Source organism: Pseudomonas sp. MWU318, assembly GCF_016756945.1.
GTDB lineage: Bacteria > Pseudomonadota > Gammaproteobacteria > Pseudomonadales > Pseudomonadaceae > Aquipseudomonas > Aquipseudomonas putida_A.
Window position 1 is genome coordinate 1 of the sequence record NZ_JAESJL010000020.1, and the last position, 15435, is coordinate 15435.

11 protein-coding genes and 1 tRNA gene are annotated in these 15435 nt (G+C 55.9%); all 12 read right to left on the reverse strand.

Annotated features, from left to right (window positions below; genetic code table 11):
* Positions 1-85: 85 nt before the first annotated feature.
* The 12 genes from fusA to JN524_RS27085 all read right to left on the reverse strand — a co-directional run bounded on the left by fusA (position 86) and on the right by JN524_RS27085 (position 15363).
* Entirely contained in the window at positions 86-2191 is a 2106-nt protein-coding gene (gene fusA, locus JN524_RS27030; RefSeq protein ID WP_202371306.1) for an elongation factor G, read from the reverse strand.
* 30 nt (positions 2192-2221) lie between these two features.
* Complete coding sequence (rpsG, locus tag JN524_RS27035) at positions 2222-2695, reverse strand: 30S ribosomal protein S7 (RefSeq protein WP_003228745.1); 474 nt, start codon at positions 2693-2695, stop codon at positions 2222-2224.
* A gap of 107 nt (positions 2696-2802) precedes the next feature.
* Entirely contained in the window at positions 2803-3174 is a 372-nt protein-coding gene (rpsL, locus tag JN524_RS27040) for a 30S ribosomal protein S12 (protein ID WP_003186084.1), read from the reverse strand.
* Positions 3175-3389: 215 nt separating this feature from the next.
* A complete protein-coding gene (gene rpoC, locus JN524_RS27045) occupies positions 3390-7589 on the reverse strand; it encodes a DNA-directed RNA polymerase subunit beta' (protein WP_130912288.1) in 4200 nt (1399 codons plus the stop codon).
* Positions 7590-7652: 63 nt separating this feature from the next.
* Positions 7653-11726, reverse strand: a complete 4074-nt coding sequence (gene rpoB / locus JN524_RS27050) for a DNA-directed RNA polymerase subunit beta (protein ID WP_007962226.1) — start codon at positions 11724-11726, stop codon at positions 7653-7655.
* Between the two features lie 221 nt (positions 11727-11947).
* On the reverse strand, positions 11948-12313 hold the full coding sequence (gene rplL, locus JN524_RS27055; protein WP_007962228.1) for a 50S ribosomal protein L7/L12: 366 nt from the start codon (positions 12311-12313) through the stop codon (positions 11948-11950).
* A gap of 74 nt (positions 12314-12387) precedes the next feature.
* Positions 12388-12888, reverse strand: coding sequence for a 50S ribosomal protein L10 (rplJ, locus tag JN524_RS27060; RefSeq protein WP_003228752.1), 501 nt, complete (start codon positions 12886-12888; stop codon positions 12388-12390).
* A 198-nt stretch (positions 12889-13086) separates the two neighbouring features.
* Positions 13087-13782: a 50S ribosomal protein L1 gene (gene rplA / locus JN524_RS27065; RefSeq protein WP_003228754.1), complete on the reverse strand. Its 696-nt coding sequence runs from the start codon at positions 13780-13782 to the stop codon at positions 13087-13089.
* Entirely contained in the window at positions 13782-14213 is a 432-nt protein-coding gene (gene rplK / locus JN524_RS27070; protein ID WP_003228756.1) for a 50S ribosomal protein L11, read from the reverse strand. Before rplK ends, rplA begins: the two co-directional genes overlap by 1 nt.
* 117 nt (positions 14214-14330) lie before the next feature.
* Complete coding sequence (nusG, locus tag JN524_RS27075) at positions 14331-14864, reverse strand: transcription termination/antitermination protein NusG (RefSeq protein WP_025113545.1); 534 nt, start codon at positions 14862-14864, stop codon at positions 14331-14333.
* Between the two features lie 9 nt (positions 14865-14873).
* A complete protein-coding gene (secE, locus tag JN524_RS27080; protein WP_007962231.1) occupies positions 14874-15242 on the reverse strand; it encodes a preprotein translocase subunit SecE in 369 nt (122 codons plus the stop codon).
* A gap of 45 nt (positions 15243-15287) precedes the next feature.
* Positions 15288-15363: transfer RNA gene (locus JN524_RS27085), tRNA-Trp, on the reverse strand.
* Positions 15364-15435 lie beyond the last annotated feature (72 nt).

A 15435-nucleotide genomic window follows, 5' to 3' on the forward strand; every position in this document is an offset into this window, starting at 1 on the left:
GATGGTGCCAACGTTGACGTGCGGTAGGGAACGATCAAATTTTTCTTTAGCCACGACAATTAACTCCTAGCCTAAAGGGGCTGAATCAGCCTTGTTTTTTGGTTACGGATTCGACGATGTGCGACGGAGCCGTATCGTATTTTTTGAATTCCATAGAGTAGCTTGCGCGACCCTGGGACATGGAACGAACGTCGGTCGCATAACCGAACATCTCACCCAGTGGAACCTCGGCACGGATAACCTTGCCGGACACTGTGTCTTCCATACCCTGGATCATGCCGCGACGACGGTTAAGGTCGCCCATTACATCACCCATATAGTCTTCAGGCGTAACAACCTCTACCGCCATGATCGGCTCGAGCAACTCACCACCGCCCTTCTGGGCCAGTTGCTTGGTCGCCATGGAAGCAGCCACCTTGAACGCCATCTCGTTGGAGTCGACGTCGTGGTAAGAACCATCGAACACGGTAGCCTTCAGGCCGATCAGCGGATAGCCGGCAACAACGCCGTTCTTCATCTGCTCTTCGATACCCTTCTGGATAGCCGGGATGTATTCCTTAGGAACCACACCACCTACTACTTCGTTCAGGAATTGCAGACCTTCCTGACCTTCGTCAGCAGGAGCAAAACGGATCCAGCAATGACCGAACTGGCCACGACCGCCGGACTGACGAACGAACTTGCCTTCGATTTCGCAGCTCTTCGTGATGCGCTCACGGTACGAAACCTGAGGCTTGCCGATGTTGGCTTCGACGTTGAACTCACGGCGCATCCGGTCAACCAGGATGTCCAGGTGCAGCTCGCCCATGCCGGAGATGATCGTTTGACCAGTCTCTTCATCAGTTTTAACGCGGAAAGACGGGTCTTCCTGAGCCAGCTTGCCCAGTGCGATACCCATTTTTTCCTGGTCATCCTTGGTCTTAGGCTCTACGGCAACCGAAATAACCGGCTCCGGGAAGTCCATGCGAACCAGGATGATTGGCTTGTCAGCGTTGCAGAGGGTTTCACCAGTGGTGACGTCCTTCATGCCGATCAGGGCCGCGATGTCGCCAGCGCGTACTTCCTTGATCTCTTCACGGGCGTTTGCGTGCATTTGCACCATACGACCCACGCGCTCTTTCTTGCCTTTAACCGAGTTGATCACGCCGTCGCCGGAGTTCAACACGCCCGAGTAAACACGGACGAAGGTCAAAGTACCCACGAATGGGTCGGTAGCGATTTTGAACGCCAGTGCCGCGAACGGCTCGTCGTCACTTGCGTGACGCTCCATTTCCTCTTCCTCGTTATCAGGGTTGGAGCCCTTGATCGCAGGAATGTCGGTTGGAGCAGGCAGGAAGTCGATAACGGCGTCGAGGACCAGGGGAACGCCCTTGTTCTTGAACGACGAACCGCACACAGCCAGAACGATTTCGCCAGCGATAGTACGCTGACGCAGAGCAGCCTTGATCTCTTCGATCGACAGCTCTTCGCCTTCCAGGTACTTGTTCATCAGCTCTTCGCTGGCTTCGGCCGCAGCCTCAACCATGTTGCTGCGCCATTCGGTGGCGAGCTCGAGCATGTCCGCAGGGATTTCCTTGCGAACAGGAACCATACCCTTGTCAGAGTCGTTCCAGTAAACAGCCTGCATGTTGATCAGGTCGATCTGGCCCTGGAAGTTGTCTTCCGAACCGATAGCCAGCTGAATCGGCACCGGAGTGTGACCCAGACGCTGTTTGATCTGACCGATCACGCGCAGGAAGTTGGCACCAGCACGATCCATCTTGTTTACGTAAACAAGACGTGGAACGCCGTATTTGTTGGCTTGACGCCATACGGTTTCCGACTGCGGCTCAACACCCGAAGTACCGCAGAATACAACGACAGCGCCGTCGAGTACGCGCAGGGAACGTTCAACTTCAATAGTGAAGTCTACGTGGCCCGGGGTATCGATGACGTTGAAACGGTGCTCGTGCGGGTACTGCTTCTCGGAACCTTTCCAGAAGGCGGTAATGGCAGCAGAAGTAATGGTAATACCACGCTCCTGCTCCTGAACCATCCAGTCCGTGGTCGCGGCGCCGTCATGCACCTCGCCCATTTTGTGACTTTTGCCAGTGTAAAAAAGGACGCGCTCGGTGGTGGTAGTTTTACCAGCATCCACGTGAGCGACGATACCGATGTTACGGTAGCGACTAATCGGAGTAGTACGAGCCATAAAGCCCTCGCAAAATTAGTGAAGCTAAAATTAGAAGCGGTAGTGCGAGAAAGCTTTGTTGGCTTCGGCCATACGGTGCACGTCTTCACGCTTCTTAACAGCAGCACCTTTACCTTCAGCAGCATCCAGCAGTTCGCCAGCCAAGCGCAGAGCCATAGACTTCTCGCCACGCTTACGGGCGAAGTCTACCAACCAGCGCATTGCCAGAGCGTTACGGCGGGAAGGACGAACCTCGACCGGAACCTGGTAAGTAGCACCACCAACGCGGCGCGACTTCACTTCGACCAGCGGAGCGATGGCGTCGAGTGCTTTTTCGAAGAGTTCCAGGGGATCGGTGCCGGCCTTACGAGCCTTCACGGTTTCCAGGGCACCATAAACGATACGCTCGGCAACGGCTTTCTTGCCGCTTTCCATAACGTGGTTCATGAATTTGGCGAGGATCTGGCTTCCGTATTTCGGATCGTCCAGAATCTCACGCTTTGCTGCTACGCGACGTCTTGGCATGATAAGCCCTCAAGCGGTCTTCAGGTTAGTTCGGGACAGATCCAGTGGATGCAAGCCCGACCTTACTCTTATCGACTCAATAAAATGAAAATCTGCAAAACGGCCGATTACTTCGGACGCTTGGTACCGTACTTCGAACGACCCTGGTTACGGCCTTTAACGCCGGAAGTATCCAAGGAGCCGCGAACGGTGTGGTAACGAACACCTGGCAAGTCTTTTACACGACCGCCGCGGATCAGTACCACGCTGTGCTCTTGCAGGTTGTGGCCTTCACCACCGATGTACGAGGAAACCTCGAAACCGTTGGTCAGACGCACACGGCATACTTTACGCAGTGCCGAGTTAGGTTTTTTCGGCGTAGTGGTGTACACACGGGTGCACACGCCACGACGTTGCGGGCAGTTCTGCAGCGCAGGTACGTCGGATTTCTCGACGATACGCTTACGCGGCTGACGTACCAGCTGGTTGATAGTTGCCATCTACTAGCTCCACTGTTGTCTTGCGACGCTATTGTCTTGCAAGAAAAGCAAAATGGCAGGAACGGATTCCCGCCAAATTTAGGGGATCAAGAGTCTAAAGAGGATCTTGTCCCCAGTCAAGGCAAGGCCCCGACCTCCCCGCCCATCGAACCTTGACAATTTGTCTCGATTCGACGAACGGAGCGATCAGGGCCTCAGCTCATTTATCGCAGAACTCAGTTACCGCTCGAGTTCAGCGCTTCGGTCAGTGCAGCTTCCACTTCACTGGCGCTTACGCGCAACGGTTTGTCAGCATCACGGCGACGCTTGCGCTCGCTGTGATATGCCAGACCGGTACCGGCCGGGATCAGACGACCCACAACCACGTTTTCTTTCAGGCCGCGCAGGTAATCGCGCTTGCCGGTGACTGCCGCTTCGGTCAGTACGCGAGTGGTTTCCTGGAAGGAAGCCGCCGAGATGAACGATTCGGTGGACAACGACGCCTTGGTGATACCCAGCAGAACGCGGGTGAACTTGGAGACAAACTTGTCTTCCGCGCTCAGACGCTCGTTCTCTACCAGAACGTGAGTCAGTTCCATCTGGTCGCCCTTGATGAAGCTGGAATCGCCGGACTCGGAGATCTCAACTTTACGCAGCATCTGACGCAGGATGGTCTCGATGTGCTTGTCGTTGATCTTCACGCCTTGCAGACGGTAAACGTCCTGGATCTCGTTCACGATGTACTTGGCCAGCGCGCTCACACCCAGCAGACGCAGGATGTCGTGCGGATCGCTTGGACCGTCGGAGATAACTTCGCCGCGGTTTACCTGTTCGCCTTCGAACACGTTCAGGTGACGCCACTTCGGAATCAGCTCTTCGTACGGATCGCTACCGTCGTTCGGAGTAATGACCAGACGGCGCTTGCCCTTGGTCTCTTTACCGAACGCGATGGTGCCGCTGACTTCAGCCAGAATCGACGCTTCTTTCGGACGACGAGCCTCGAACAAGTCAGCAACACGCGGCAGACCACCGGTGATGTCACGAGTCTTCGAAGTTTCTTGCGGGATACGAGCGATAACATCACCGATCGCGATCTTCGCACCGTCCGCCACACCGACCAGGGCGTTGGCTGGCAGGAAGTACTGAGCGATAACGTCAGTGCCTGGCAGCAACAGATCCTTGCCGTTGTCGTCGACCATCTTCACTGCTGGACGGATTTCTTTGCCCGCAGCTGGACGATCTTTCGCGTCGAGTACTTCAATGTTGGTCATACCGGTCAATTCGTCAGTCTGACGCTTGATCGTGATGCCTTCTTCCATGCCCACGTAGGTCACGGTACCTTTCATTTCGGTAACGATCGGGTGAGTATGCGGATCCCACTTGGCCACGATTGCGCCAGCGTCGACCTTGTCACCTTCTTTAACCGAAATCACGGCACCGTACGGCAGCTTGTAACGCTCGCGCTCACGACCGAAGTCATCAGCGATTGCCAGCTCACCGGAACGGGACACAGCAACCAGGTGGCCATCCACACGCTCAACGTGTTTCAGGTTGTGCAGACGGACGGTACCGCCATTCTTCACCTGAACGCTGTCGGCTGCGGAAGTACGGCTTGCCGCACCACCGATGTGGAACGTACGCATCGTCAGCTGGGTACCCGGCTCACCGATGGACTGGGCAGCGATAACGCCGACCGCTTCACCGATGTTCACCTGGTGACCACGCGCCAGATCACGGCCGTAGCACTTGGCGCAAATGCCATAGCGGGTTTCGCAGCTGATCGGCGAACGCACGATCACTTCGTCGATGCTGTTCAGCTCGATGAACTCGACCCACTTCTCGTCTACCAGAGTACCGGCAGGAACGATGACGTCCTCGGTGCCTGGCTTGAATACGTCACGGGCAATAACACGACCCAATACGCGCTCACCCAACGGCTCTACAACGTCACCGCCTTCAATGTGCGGAGTCATCAGCAGACCGTGTTCGGTGCCGCAATCGATCTCGGTTACAACCAGATCCTGCGCCACGTCTACCAGACGACGAGTCAGGTAACCGGAGTTCGCAGTTTTCAACGCGGTATCCGCCAGACCTTTACGAGCACCGTGAGTCGAGATGAAGTACTGGAGTACGCTCAGACCTTCACGGAAGTTCGCAGTAATCGGCGTTTCAATGATGGAACCGTCCGGCTTGGCCATCAGACCACGCATACCGGCCAGCTGACGAATCTGTGCTGCGGAACCCCGCGCACCCGAGTCGGCCATCATGTACATCGAGTTGAAGGACTCTTGATCGACTTCGTCGCCGTGACGGTCGATGACTTTCTCTTTCGAGAGGTTGGCCATCATCGCCTTGGAAACTTCGTCGTTCGCCTTCGACCAAAGGTCGATCACTTTGTTGTACTTCTCGCCCTGGGTTACCAGGCCGGAAGCGTACTGGCTCTCGATCTCTTTCACTTCGTCGGTGGCTGCACCGATGATGCGGGCTTTTTCATCCGGGATAACGAAGTCGTTAACACCGATGGAAACGCCGGAGATGGTCGAGTAAGCGAAACCGGTGTACATCAACTGGTCAGCGAAGATCACGGTCTCTTTCAGACCAACCACGCGGTAGCACTGGTTGATCAGCTTGGAGATCGCCTTTTTCTTCATCGGCAGGTTGACGACATCGTACGACAGACCTTTTGGCACAACCTGGAACAGCAGCGCACGGCCGACAGTGGTGTCGACGATACGGGTACCGCTCACGCTGTTGCCGTCACGGTCGTTGACGGTTTCGTTGATACGAACCTTGACCTTGGCGTGCAGTGCGGCTTCGCCGGCACGGAACACACGGTCAACTTCCTGCAGATCCGCGAATACTCGACCTTCGCCCTTGGCGTTGATCGCTTCACGAGTCATGTAGTACAGACCCAATACAACGTCCTGCGACGGAACGATGATTGGCTCACCGTTGGCTGGCGACAGAATGTTGTTGGTCGACATCATCAACGCACGCGCTTCGAGCTGGGCTTCCAGCGTCAGCGGTACGTGCACCGCCATTTGGTCGCCGTCGAAGTCGGCGTTGTACGCGGCGCAGACCAGAGGGTGCAGCTGGATAGCCTTACCTTCGATCAGTACCGGTTCAAACGCCTGGATACCCAGACGGTGAAGGGTCGGTGCACGGTTGAGAAGAACGGGGTGTTCGCGAATCACTTCAGCGAGAACGTCCCAAACCTCTGGCAGTTCGCGCTCGACCATTTTCTTGGCCGCTTTGATGGTGGTCGCGAGACCACGCATTTCCAGCTTGCCGAAAATGAACGGTTTGAACAGCTCGAGAGCCATCTTCTTCGGCAGACCGCACTGGTGCAGACGCAGGGTCGGACCTACGGTAATTACCGAACGACCGGAGTAGTCAACACGCTTACCGAGCAAGTTCTGACGGAAACGACCTTGCTTACCCTTGATCATGTCAGCCAGGGATTTCAGAGGACGCTTGTTCGAACCGGTGATAGCGCGGCCACGACGACCGTTGTCGAGCAGTGCATCGACAGCTTCCTGCAACATACGCTTTTCGTTGCGCACGATGATGTCCGGAGCGGACAGATCCAGCAGGCGCTTCAAACGGTTGTTACGGTTGATCACTCGACGATACAGATCGTTGAGGTCGGAAGTCGCGAAGCGACCGCCATCCAGCGGGACCAGTGGACGCAGATCTGGCGGCAGAACCGGCAGAACGGTCAGCACCATCCACTCTGGCAGGTTGCCGGAACCCTGGAAGGCTTCCATCAACTTCAGACGCTTGGACAGCTTCTTGATCTTGGTTTCCGAGTTGGTTTGCGGAATTTCTTCGCGCAGACGGCCAATCTCGTGCTCCAGGTCGATAGCGTGCAGCAGTTCACGGACAGCTTCTGCACCCATGCGGGCGTCGAAGTCATCACCGAACTCTTCCAGCGCTTCGAAGTACTGCTCGTCGTTCAGCAGCTGACCTTTTTCAAGGGTGGTCATGCCCGGATCGATAACGACATAGCTCTCGAAGTAGAGAACGCGTTCGATATCACGCAGGGTCATGTCCATCAGCAAGCCGATACGGGACGGCAGCGATTTCAGGAACCAGATGTGAGCAACCGGCGAAGCCAGTTCGATGTGCGCCATGCGCTCACGACGAACCTTTGCCAGTGCAACTTCAACACCGCACTTCTCGCAGATCACACCACGGTGCTTCAAGCGCTTGTACTTACCGCACAGGCACTCGTAATCCTTTACCGGGCCAAAGATCTTGGCGCAGAACAGACCGTCACGCTCAGGTTTGAACGTACGGTAGTTGATGGTTTCCGGCTTTTTAACTTCACCGAACGACCACGAGCGGATCATCTCAGGCGAGGCCAATCCGATACGGATGGCGTCGAACTCTTCGACTTGACCCTGGTTTTTCAGCAAATTCAGTAGGTCTTTCAAGGCCTTTCCTCCTGGCGGAGCAGAGAGCGGGCAATCCTGCCCCGCTCTCGATCGCGTCACGTGTTATTCGGTTTCCAGATCGATATCGATGCCGAGGGAACGAATTTCCTTGATCAACACGTTGAAGGACTCGGGCATGCCCGGCTCCATACGGTGATCGCCATCCACGATGTTTTTGTACATCTTGGTACGGCCGTTCACATCGTCCGACTTCACTGTGAGCATTTCTTGCAGAGTGTATGCAGCACCGTATGCTTCCAGTGCCCAGACCTCCATCTCCCCGAAACGCTGACCACCGAACTGCGCCTTACCACCCAGCGGCTGCTGGGTAACCAGGCTGTACGAACCGGTAGAACGCGCGTGCATCTTGTCGTCTACCAAGTGGTTCAGCTTCAGCATGTACATGTAGCCAACGGTAACTGGACGCTCGAACTTGTTGCCGGTACGGCCGTCAGTCAGCTGCATCTGGCCGCTTTCCGGCAGGTCTGCCAGTTTCAGCATGGCCTTGATTTCGCTTTCCTTGGCGCCGTCGAACACTGGAGTGGCCATTGGAACGCCGCCACGCAGGTTCTTCGCCAGATCCAGGATTTCCTGATCGGAGAAGCTGTCCAGATCTTCGTTACGACCGCCGATCTGGTTGTAGATCTCGTCGAGGAAGGTACGCAGTTCAGCGACTTTACGCTGCTCTTCGACCATCCGGTTGATCTTCTCGCCCAGACCTTTGGCCGCGAGGCCCAGGTGGGTTTCAAGGATCTGACCAACGTTCATACGCGAAGGTACGCCCAACGGGTTGAGGACGACGTCGACCGGGGTGCCATTGGCATCGTGCGGCATGTCTTCAACCGGCATGATCACGGAGACCACACCTTTGTTACCGTGACGACCGGCCATCTTGTCGCCCGGCTGGATGCGACGACGGATTGCCAGGTAAACCTTGACGATTTTCAGCACGCCTGGAGCCAGGTCATCGCCCTGCTGCAGTTTGCGCTTCTTGTCTTCGAACTTGTCGTCCAGCAGACGGCGGCGATCAACGATGTAGGCCTGAGCCTTCTCGAGCTGCTCGTTCAGAGCATCTTCAGCCATGCGCAGTTTGAACCACTGACCATGCTCAAGACCGTCGAGAACTTCGTCGGTGATGTCCTGACCTTTCTTCAGACCGGCGCCGCCTTCAGCCTTGTGGCCTACCAGAGCGGAGCGCAGACGTTCGAAGGTCGCGCCTTCTACGATACGGAACTCTTCGTTCAGATCCTTGCGGATCTCGTCCAGCTGGGACTTCTCGATCGACAGAGCACGAGCATCACGCTCAACGCCGTCGCGGGTGAAGACCTGTACGTCGATGACAGTACCTTTGGTACCGGTAGGTACACGCAGGGAGGTGTCTTTAACGTCGCTGGCTTTTTCACCGAAGATCGCACGCAGCAGTTTTTCTTCCGGAGTCAGTTGGGTCTCGCCTTTCGGAGTGACCTTACCGACCAGGATGTCGCCTGCGCCTACTTCAGCACCTACGTAAACGATACCGGCTTCGTCCAGCTTGTTCAGTGCAGCTTCACCCACGTTCGGGATGTCCGCAGTGATTTCCTCTGGGCCAAGCTTGGTGTCACGGGCCACACAGGTCAGTTCCTGAATGTGGATCGTGGTGAAACGGTCTTCCTGAACCACACGCTCGGACAGGCAGATGGAGTCTTCGAAGTTGAAGCCGTTCCATGCCATGAACGCGATGCGCATGTTCTGACCCAGTGCCAGTTCACCCATGTCGGTGGACGGGCCGTCGGCCATGATGTCGCTACGCTGAACGCGATCACCCTTGCTCACCAGCGGACGCTGGTTGATGCAGGTGTTCTGGTTCGAGCGGGTGTATTTGGTCAGGTTGTAGATGTCGACACCAGCTTCGCCGGTTTCAACTTCGTCATCGGCAACACGAACCACGATACGGCTGGCATCAACGGAGTCGATCACGCCGCCACGACGAGCCACGACGCAAACGCCGGAGTCGCGAGCCACGTTACGCTCCATGCCGGTACCTACCAGCGGCTTGTCAGCGCGCAGGGTTGGTACAGCTTGACGCTGCATGTTCGAACCCATCAACGCACGGTTGGCGTCGTCGTGCTCGAGGAACGGAATCAGCGACGCTGCGACCGAAACTACCTGCTTCGGCGAAACGTCCATCAGGGTGACGTCTTCCGGCGCCTTGACGGTGAATTCGTTCAGGTGACGTACGGCTACCAGTTCGTCGATCAGGACTTTCTGGTCGTTCATGGTCGCCGAAGCCTGCGCGATCACGTGATCGGCTTCTTCAATGGCGGACAGGAACACGATCTCGTCGGTGACTACACCCTCTTTCACCACACGGTACGGGCTTTCCAGGAAGCCGTACTGGTTGGTACGGGCATAAGCAGCCAGGGAGTTGATCAGACCGATGTTCGGACCTTCCGGCGTTTCAATCGGGCAGACACGACCATAGTGAGTCGGGTGTACGTCACGGACTTCAAAGCCTGCGCGCTCACGAGTCAGACCGCCAGGGCCGAGTGCAGAGACACGACGCTTGTGGGTGATCTCGGACAGCGGGTTGTTCTGGTCCATGAACTGCGAGAGCTGGCTGGAACCGAAGAACTCCTTCACCGCCGCAGCCACTGGCTTGGCGTTGATCAGGTCTTGCGGCATCAGGCCTTCGCTTTCAGCCATCGACAGACGCTCTTTGACCGCACGCTCAACACGTACCAGGCCAACGCGGAACTGGTTCTCGGCCATTTCGCCTACGCAGCGAACACGACGGTTACCCAGGTGGTCGATGTCATCGACGATGCCTTTACCGTTACGGATGTCGACCAGAGTCTTCAGTACCGCGACGATATCTTCCTTGCACAGCACGCCCGAACCTTCGATCTCGGTACGACCGATACGACGGTTGAACTTCATCCGGCCGACCGCAGACAGGTCATAGCGCTCAGGGCTGAAGAACAGGTTGTTGAACAGGGTCTCGGCAGCGTCTTTGGTCGGCGGCTCGCCTGGACGCATCATGCGATAGATCTCGACCAGTGCTTCCAATTGGTTGCTGGTGGAGTCGATCTTCAGCGTGTCGGAGATGAACGGACCGCAGTCGATGTCGTTGGTGTACAGAGTTTCGATGCGAACAACGCCGGCCTTGGCGATTTTCGCCAGGACTTCGGTCGACAGTTCGGTGTTGCACTCTGCCAGGATTTCGCCGGTAGCCGGATGCACGATGACCTTGGCGGTGGTGCGACCCAGGACGTAGTCCAGAGGCACGTCCAGCTCTTTGATCCCGGCCTTTTCCAGCTGGTTGATGTGGCGGGCAGTAATACGACGGCCCTGCTCGACAATAACCTTGCCTTTATCGTCCTGGATATCGAGGACAGCCACTTCACCGCGCAGACGCTGAGGCACCAGTTCCAGGCTCAGGCCTTCGCCTTTAACGTGGAATACGTTGGTGGTGTAGAACGCGTCCAGCACTTCTTCGGTGGTGTAGCCGAGCGCGCGCAGCAGTACCGAGGCCGGCAGCTTGCGACGACGGTCGATACGCACGAATACGCAGTCCTTCGGGTCGAACTCGAAGTCCAGCCACGAACCGCGGTAAGGAATGATCCGCGCGGAGTACAGCAGTTTACCGGAGCTGTGCGTCTTGCCGCGGTCGTGGTCGAAGAACACGCCCGGGGAACGGTGCAGCTGGGAAACGATAACACGCTCGGTACCGTTGATTACGAAGGTACCGTTCTCAGTCATCAATGGGATTTCGCCCATGTAGACTTCTTGCTCTTTGATGTCCTTGATCGCTTTGTTCGACGATTCTTTGTCGAAAATGATCAGGCGCACTTTTACCCGCAAAGGTACGGCGAAAGTTACACCGCGCAATACGCATTCTTTGACATCAAATGCCGGTTCGCCCAGGCGATAACCGACGTACTCCAGCGCAGCATTGCCGGAGTAGCTGATGATCGGGAAAACGGATTTGAAGGCCGCATGCAGGCCCACGTCGCGGAACTGATCTTTAGTCGCTCCCGCTTGCAAGAATTCACGATACGAATCCAGCTGGATGGCCAGGAGGTACGGCACATCCATGACGTCCGGCAACTTGCTAAAGTCCTTGCGGATACGTTTTTTCTCAGTATATGAGTAAGCCATCAGCGTTCCCCAGCTTGGTCACCTGCTTGTTTGGCGCCTCCCGACGGGAGCAGCCAGAAAATCGTGCAAACCCCATGGTTTGCGCCACCGCATCGGGTGGTTACAGCGCCTTTATCAGCACCGACCCAGTCGGCTGCCAATAACGGAAAAAGGCCGGTGGCAAGAGCCACCAGCCATCAGCCTGTCGCTTGACGCTCGGGCTGGAGGAGCAAAGTCGATACTTATTTCAGCTCGACTTTAGCGCCTGCTTCTTCCAGCTTCTTCTTGGCGTCTTCAGCAGCTTCTTTCGAAACGCCTTCAGCTACAACCTGAGGAGCGCCGTCTACTTTCTCTTTGGCTTCTTTCAGGCCCAGACCGGTCAGCTCACGAACTGCCTTGATCACGTTAACCTTCTTCTCGCCAGCTTCCAGCAGAACAACGTTGAACTCGGTTTGCTCTTCAACAGCAGCAGCAGCTACAGCTGGGCCAGCCGAAGCGGCAGCAGCGGTAACACCGAAGGTTTCTTCCATCGCTTTGATCAGCTCAACGATTTCCACTACGGATTTCTGGCCGATTGCTTCGATGATTTGTTCGTTAGTCAGAGACATGACTCAATTCCTGAATTGGGGGACGGCCTACGCGACCATCGAAATAAACAAAAAACGCGAGAAGTTGACGAGCCTTAGGCTGCGGCAGCTTCTTTCTGGTCGCGAATTGCCGCCAGAGTACGAGCCAACTTGCTGGTAGCGCCTTGAATCACGCTCATCAGCTGAGAAATTGCTTCGTCACGGGTCGGCAGAGTTGCCAGTACGTCGATCTGATTAGCTGCGAGGAACTTGCCCTCGAACGCAGCTGCCTTGATCTCGAACTTGTCCTGACCCTTGGCAAACTCTTTGAAGATGCGGGCAGCAGCGCCCGGATGTTCGTTCGAGAATGCAATCAGGGTCGGGCCGGTGAACACGTCGTTGAGAACACTGTATTCAGTGTCAGCAACAGCGCGCTTGAGCAGGGTGTTACGTACAACACGTACGTAAACGCCAGCTTCACGAGCCTCTTTACGGAGTCCGGTCATTGCGCCTACTGTTACGCCACGGGCATCAACCACGACAGCGGACAGAGCGACTTTGGCAGCCTCGTTGACTTCAGCGACGATGGCCTTCTTGTCTTCGAGATTAATTGCCACGGGTTTAACTCCTGCTTGTTACCGTTTCACTCGGTCGGAACCGAATGTCGTTTTGGTGTCTGATTCGGTAAGGAACCGGGAGCACCATCTGCGTAGGCTTGTGGTTTAAGGCTTGCGCCGCCTACGGTCTTGGATAGCCCCCGCCAGGCAGGGACCCCAATCTTTCAATTGGCGCGAATAATCGCACCAACCTTTGTCTTACGCGTCCAGCGAGCTCTGGTCGATAACCAGACCTGGGCCCATAGTGGTGCTCAGGGTAACGCGCTTGACGTAGATACCTTTCGAAGAAGCTGGCTTGATACGCTTCAGATCAGCGATCAGGGCTTCAACGTTTTCCTTCAGCTTGACGGCATCGAAACCGATCTTGCCAACGGAAGTGTGGATGATGCCGTTTTTGTCGGTGCGATAACGAACCTGACCAGCCTTGGCGTTTTTAACCGCGGTAGCTACGTCTGGAGTTACGGTGCCGACTTTCGGGTTAGGCATCAGGCCACGTGGACCGAGGATCTGACCCAGTTGACCTACAACGCGCATGGCATCCGGGGATGCGATCACTACGTCATAGTTCAGGTCGCCGCCTTTCATTTCGGCAGCCAGGTCGTCCATACCTACACGGTCAGCGCCGGCAGCCAGAGCGGCCTCAGCAGCTGGACCCTGGGTGAACACAGCAACGCGAACGGTCTTGCCAGTGCCGTGTGGCAGCACAGTAGCGCTACGAACAACCTGGTCGGATTTACGCGGGTCTACACCCAGGTTTACAGCAACGTCGAACGACTCGCTGAACTTGACAGTCGACAGCTCAGCCAGCAGAGCAGCAGCGTCTACAATGTTGTAGGCCTTGCCTGCTTCGATTTTGCCGGCGATAGCCTTTTGACGCTTGGTCAGCTTAGCCATTACACACCCTCCACGTTAAGGCCCATGCTACGAGCAGAACCGGCGATAGTACGCACGGCTGCATCCATATCAGCTGCAGTCAGATCCGCGTTTTTGGTTTTCGCGATTTCTTCCAGCTGAGCACGGGTAACAGTGCCAACCTTAACGGTGTTCGGACGAGCGGAACCGCTGGTCAGACCGGCCGCCTTCTTCAGCAGAACCGAAGCAGGGGTGGATTTGGTTTCGAAAGTGAAGCTACGGTCGCTGTAGACAGTGATGATCACTGGAGTCGGCAGACCTGCTTCAAGACCCTGAGTACGGGCGTTGAAAGCCTTGCAGAATTCCATGATGTTCACGCCGTGCTGACCCAGAGCAGGACCAACAGGTGGGCTTGGGTTAGCCTGAGCGGCCTTCACTTGCAGCTTGATGTAAGCGGTAATCTTCTTGGCCATGAGGCACTCCAATTACGGGTTCGAACGCCTCGAAAGGCTCCCCGGTTACTTGCGCGTTTATCCCAGTGACGACAAAACCCCACAGCCTAGGGCTGCGGGGTTGGGATGCTTGTTCAGTTAGACCTTTTCGACCTGACTGAACTCCAACTCTACCGGGGTAGAGCGACCGAAAATAAGCACTGCCACCTGGACACGGCTCTTTTCGTAGTTAACTTCTTCGACGGTGCCGTTAAAGTCAGCGAATGGACCGTCAGTAACACGAACAACCTCACCCGGCTCAAACAGAGTCTTCGGCTTCGGCTTATCGCTACCATCAGCAACGCGACGCAAAATGGCTTCCGCCTCTTTGTCGGTGATTGGAGCCGGCTTGTCGGCGGTACCGCCAATAAAACCCATCACCCGAGGAGTATCCTTGACCAAGTGCCAAGTACCCTCGTTCATATCCATCTGTACCAGCACATAACCTGGGAAGAACTTGCGTTCGCTTTTGCGCTTCTGGCCATTACGCATTTCAACCACTTCTTCAGTGGGAACCAGAATTTCGCCGAAGCCATCTTCCATGCCAGCCAGCTTTACGCGCTCAATCAGCGAGCGCATGACATGCTTCTCGTAACCCGAGTAAGCATGCACAACGTACCAACGCTTAGCCACGGGACACCCTTAGCCGACAATCAAGGAAACAAGCCAGCCGAGCAGGGAATCAACACCCCACAACAGCAACGCCATAACGATAACCACAGCAACAACGATCAACGTTGTCTGCGTGGTTTCCTGGCGAGTTGGCCATACGACTTTACGAATCTCGGTGCGCGCTTCCTTAACCAGTACAAAGAACGACTTGCCCTTTGCAGTCTGCAGGCCCACAAAGGCAGCTACAGCAGCAATTACGAGCAAAGCGAGTACACGGTACAGGATCGGCGAAGCAGCGTAATACTGATTGCCAACAACGCCAACAACCACCAAAGCAACTACTACAAGCCACTTGAGCAGATCGAAGCGAGAGCCTTGAGCTTCAGCCTTAGGAGTCATCTATGAAGATCCTGTGAAAAGAAAGCCAGACACACCGAGTGAATCTGGCAGGTCAGGAGGGAATCGAACCCCCAACCTACGGTTTTGGAGACCGTCGCTCTGCCAATTGAGCTACTGACCTAAAACAAAATCAGGCCGACCATTATGCCGGCCCGAAAAATACATTACAACCGCTTATTCGATGATTTTGGCC

Coding starts and splice junctions, on each gene's coding strand:
- fusA (WP_202371306.1), bottom strand. CDS start 2,191: ATGGCTCGTACTACTCCGATTAGTCGCTACCGTAACATCGGTATCGTC.
- rpsG (WP_003228745.1), bottom strand. CDS start 2,695: ATGCCAAGACGTCGCGTAGCAGCAAAGCGTGAGATTCTGGACGATCCG.
- rpsL (WP_003186084.1), bottom strand. CDS start 3,174: ATGGCAACTATCAACCAGCTGGTACGTCAGCCGCGTAAGCGTATCGTC.
- rpoB (WP_007962226.1), bottom strand. CDS start 11,726: ATGGCTTACTCATATACTGAGAAAAAACGTATCCGCAAGGACTTTAGC.
- rplL (WP_007962228.1), bottom strand. CDS start 12,313: ATGTCTCTGACTAACGAACAAATCATCGAAGCAATCGGCCAGAAATCC.
- rplA (WP_003228754.1), bottom strand. CDS start 13,782: ATGGCTAAGCTGACCAAGCGTCAAAAGGCTATCGCCGGCAAAATCGAA.
- rplK (WP_003228756.1), bottom strand. CDS start 14,213: ATGGCCAAGAAGATTACCGCTTACATCAAGCTGCAAGTGAAGGCCGCT.
- secE (WP_007962231.1), bottom strand. CDS start 15,242: ATGACTCCTAAGGCTGAAGCTCAAGGCTCTCGCTTCGATCTGCTCAAG.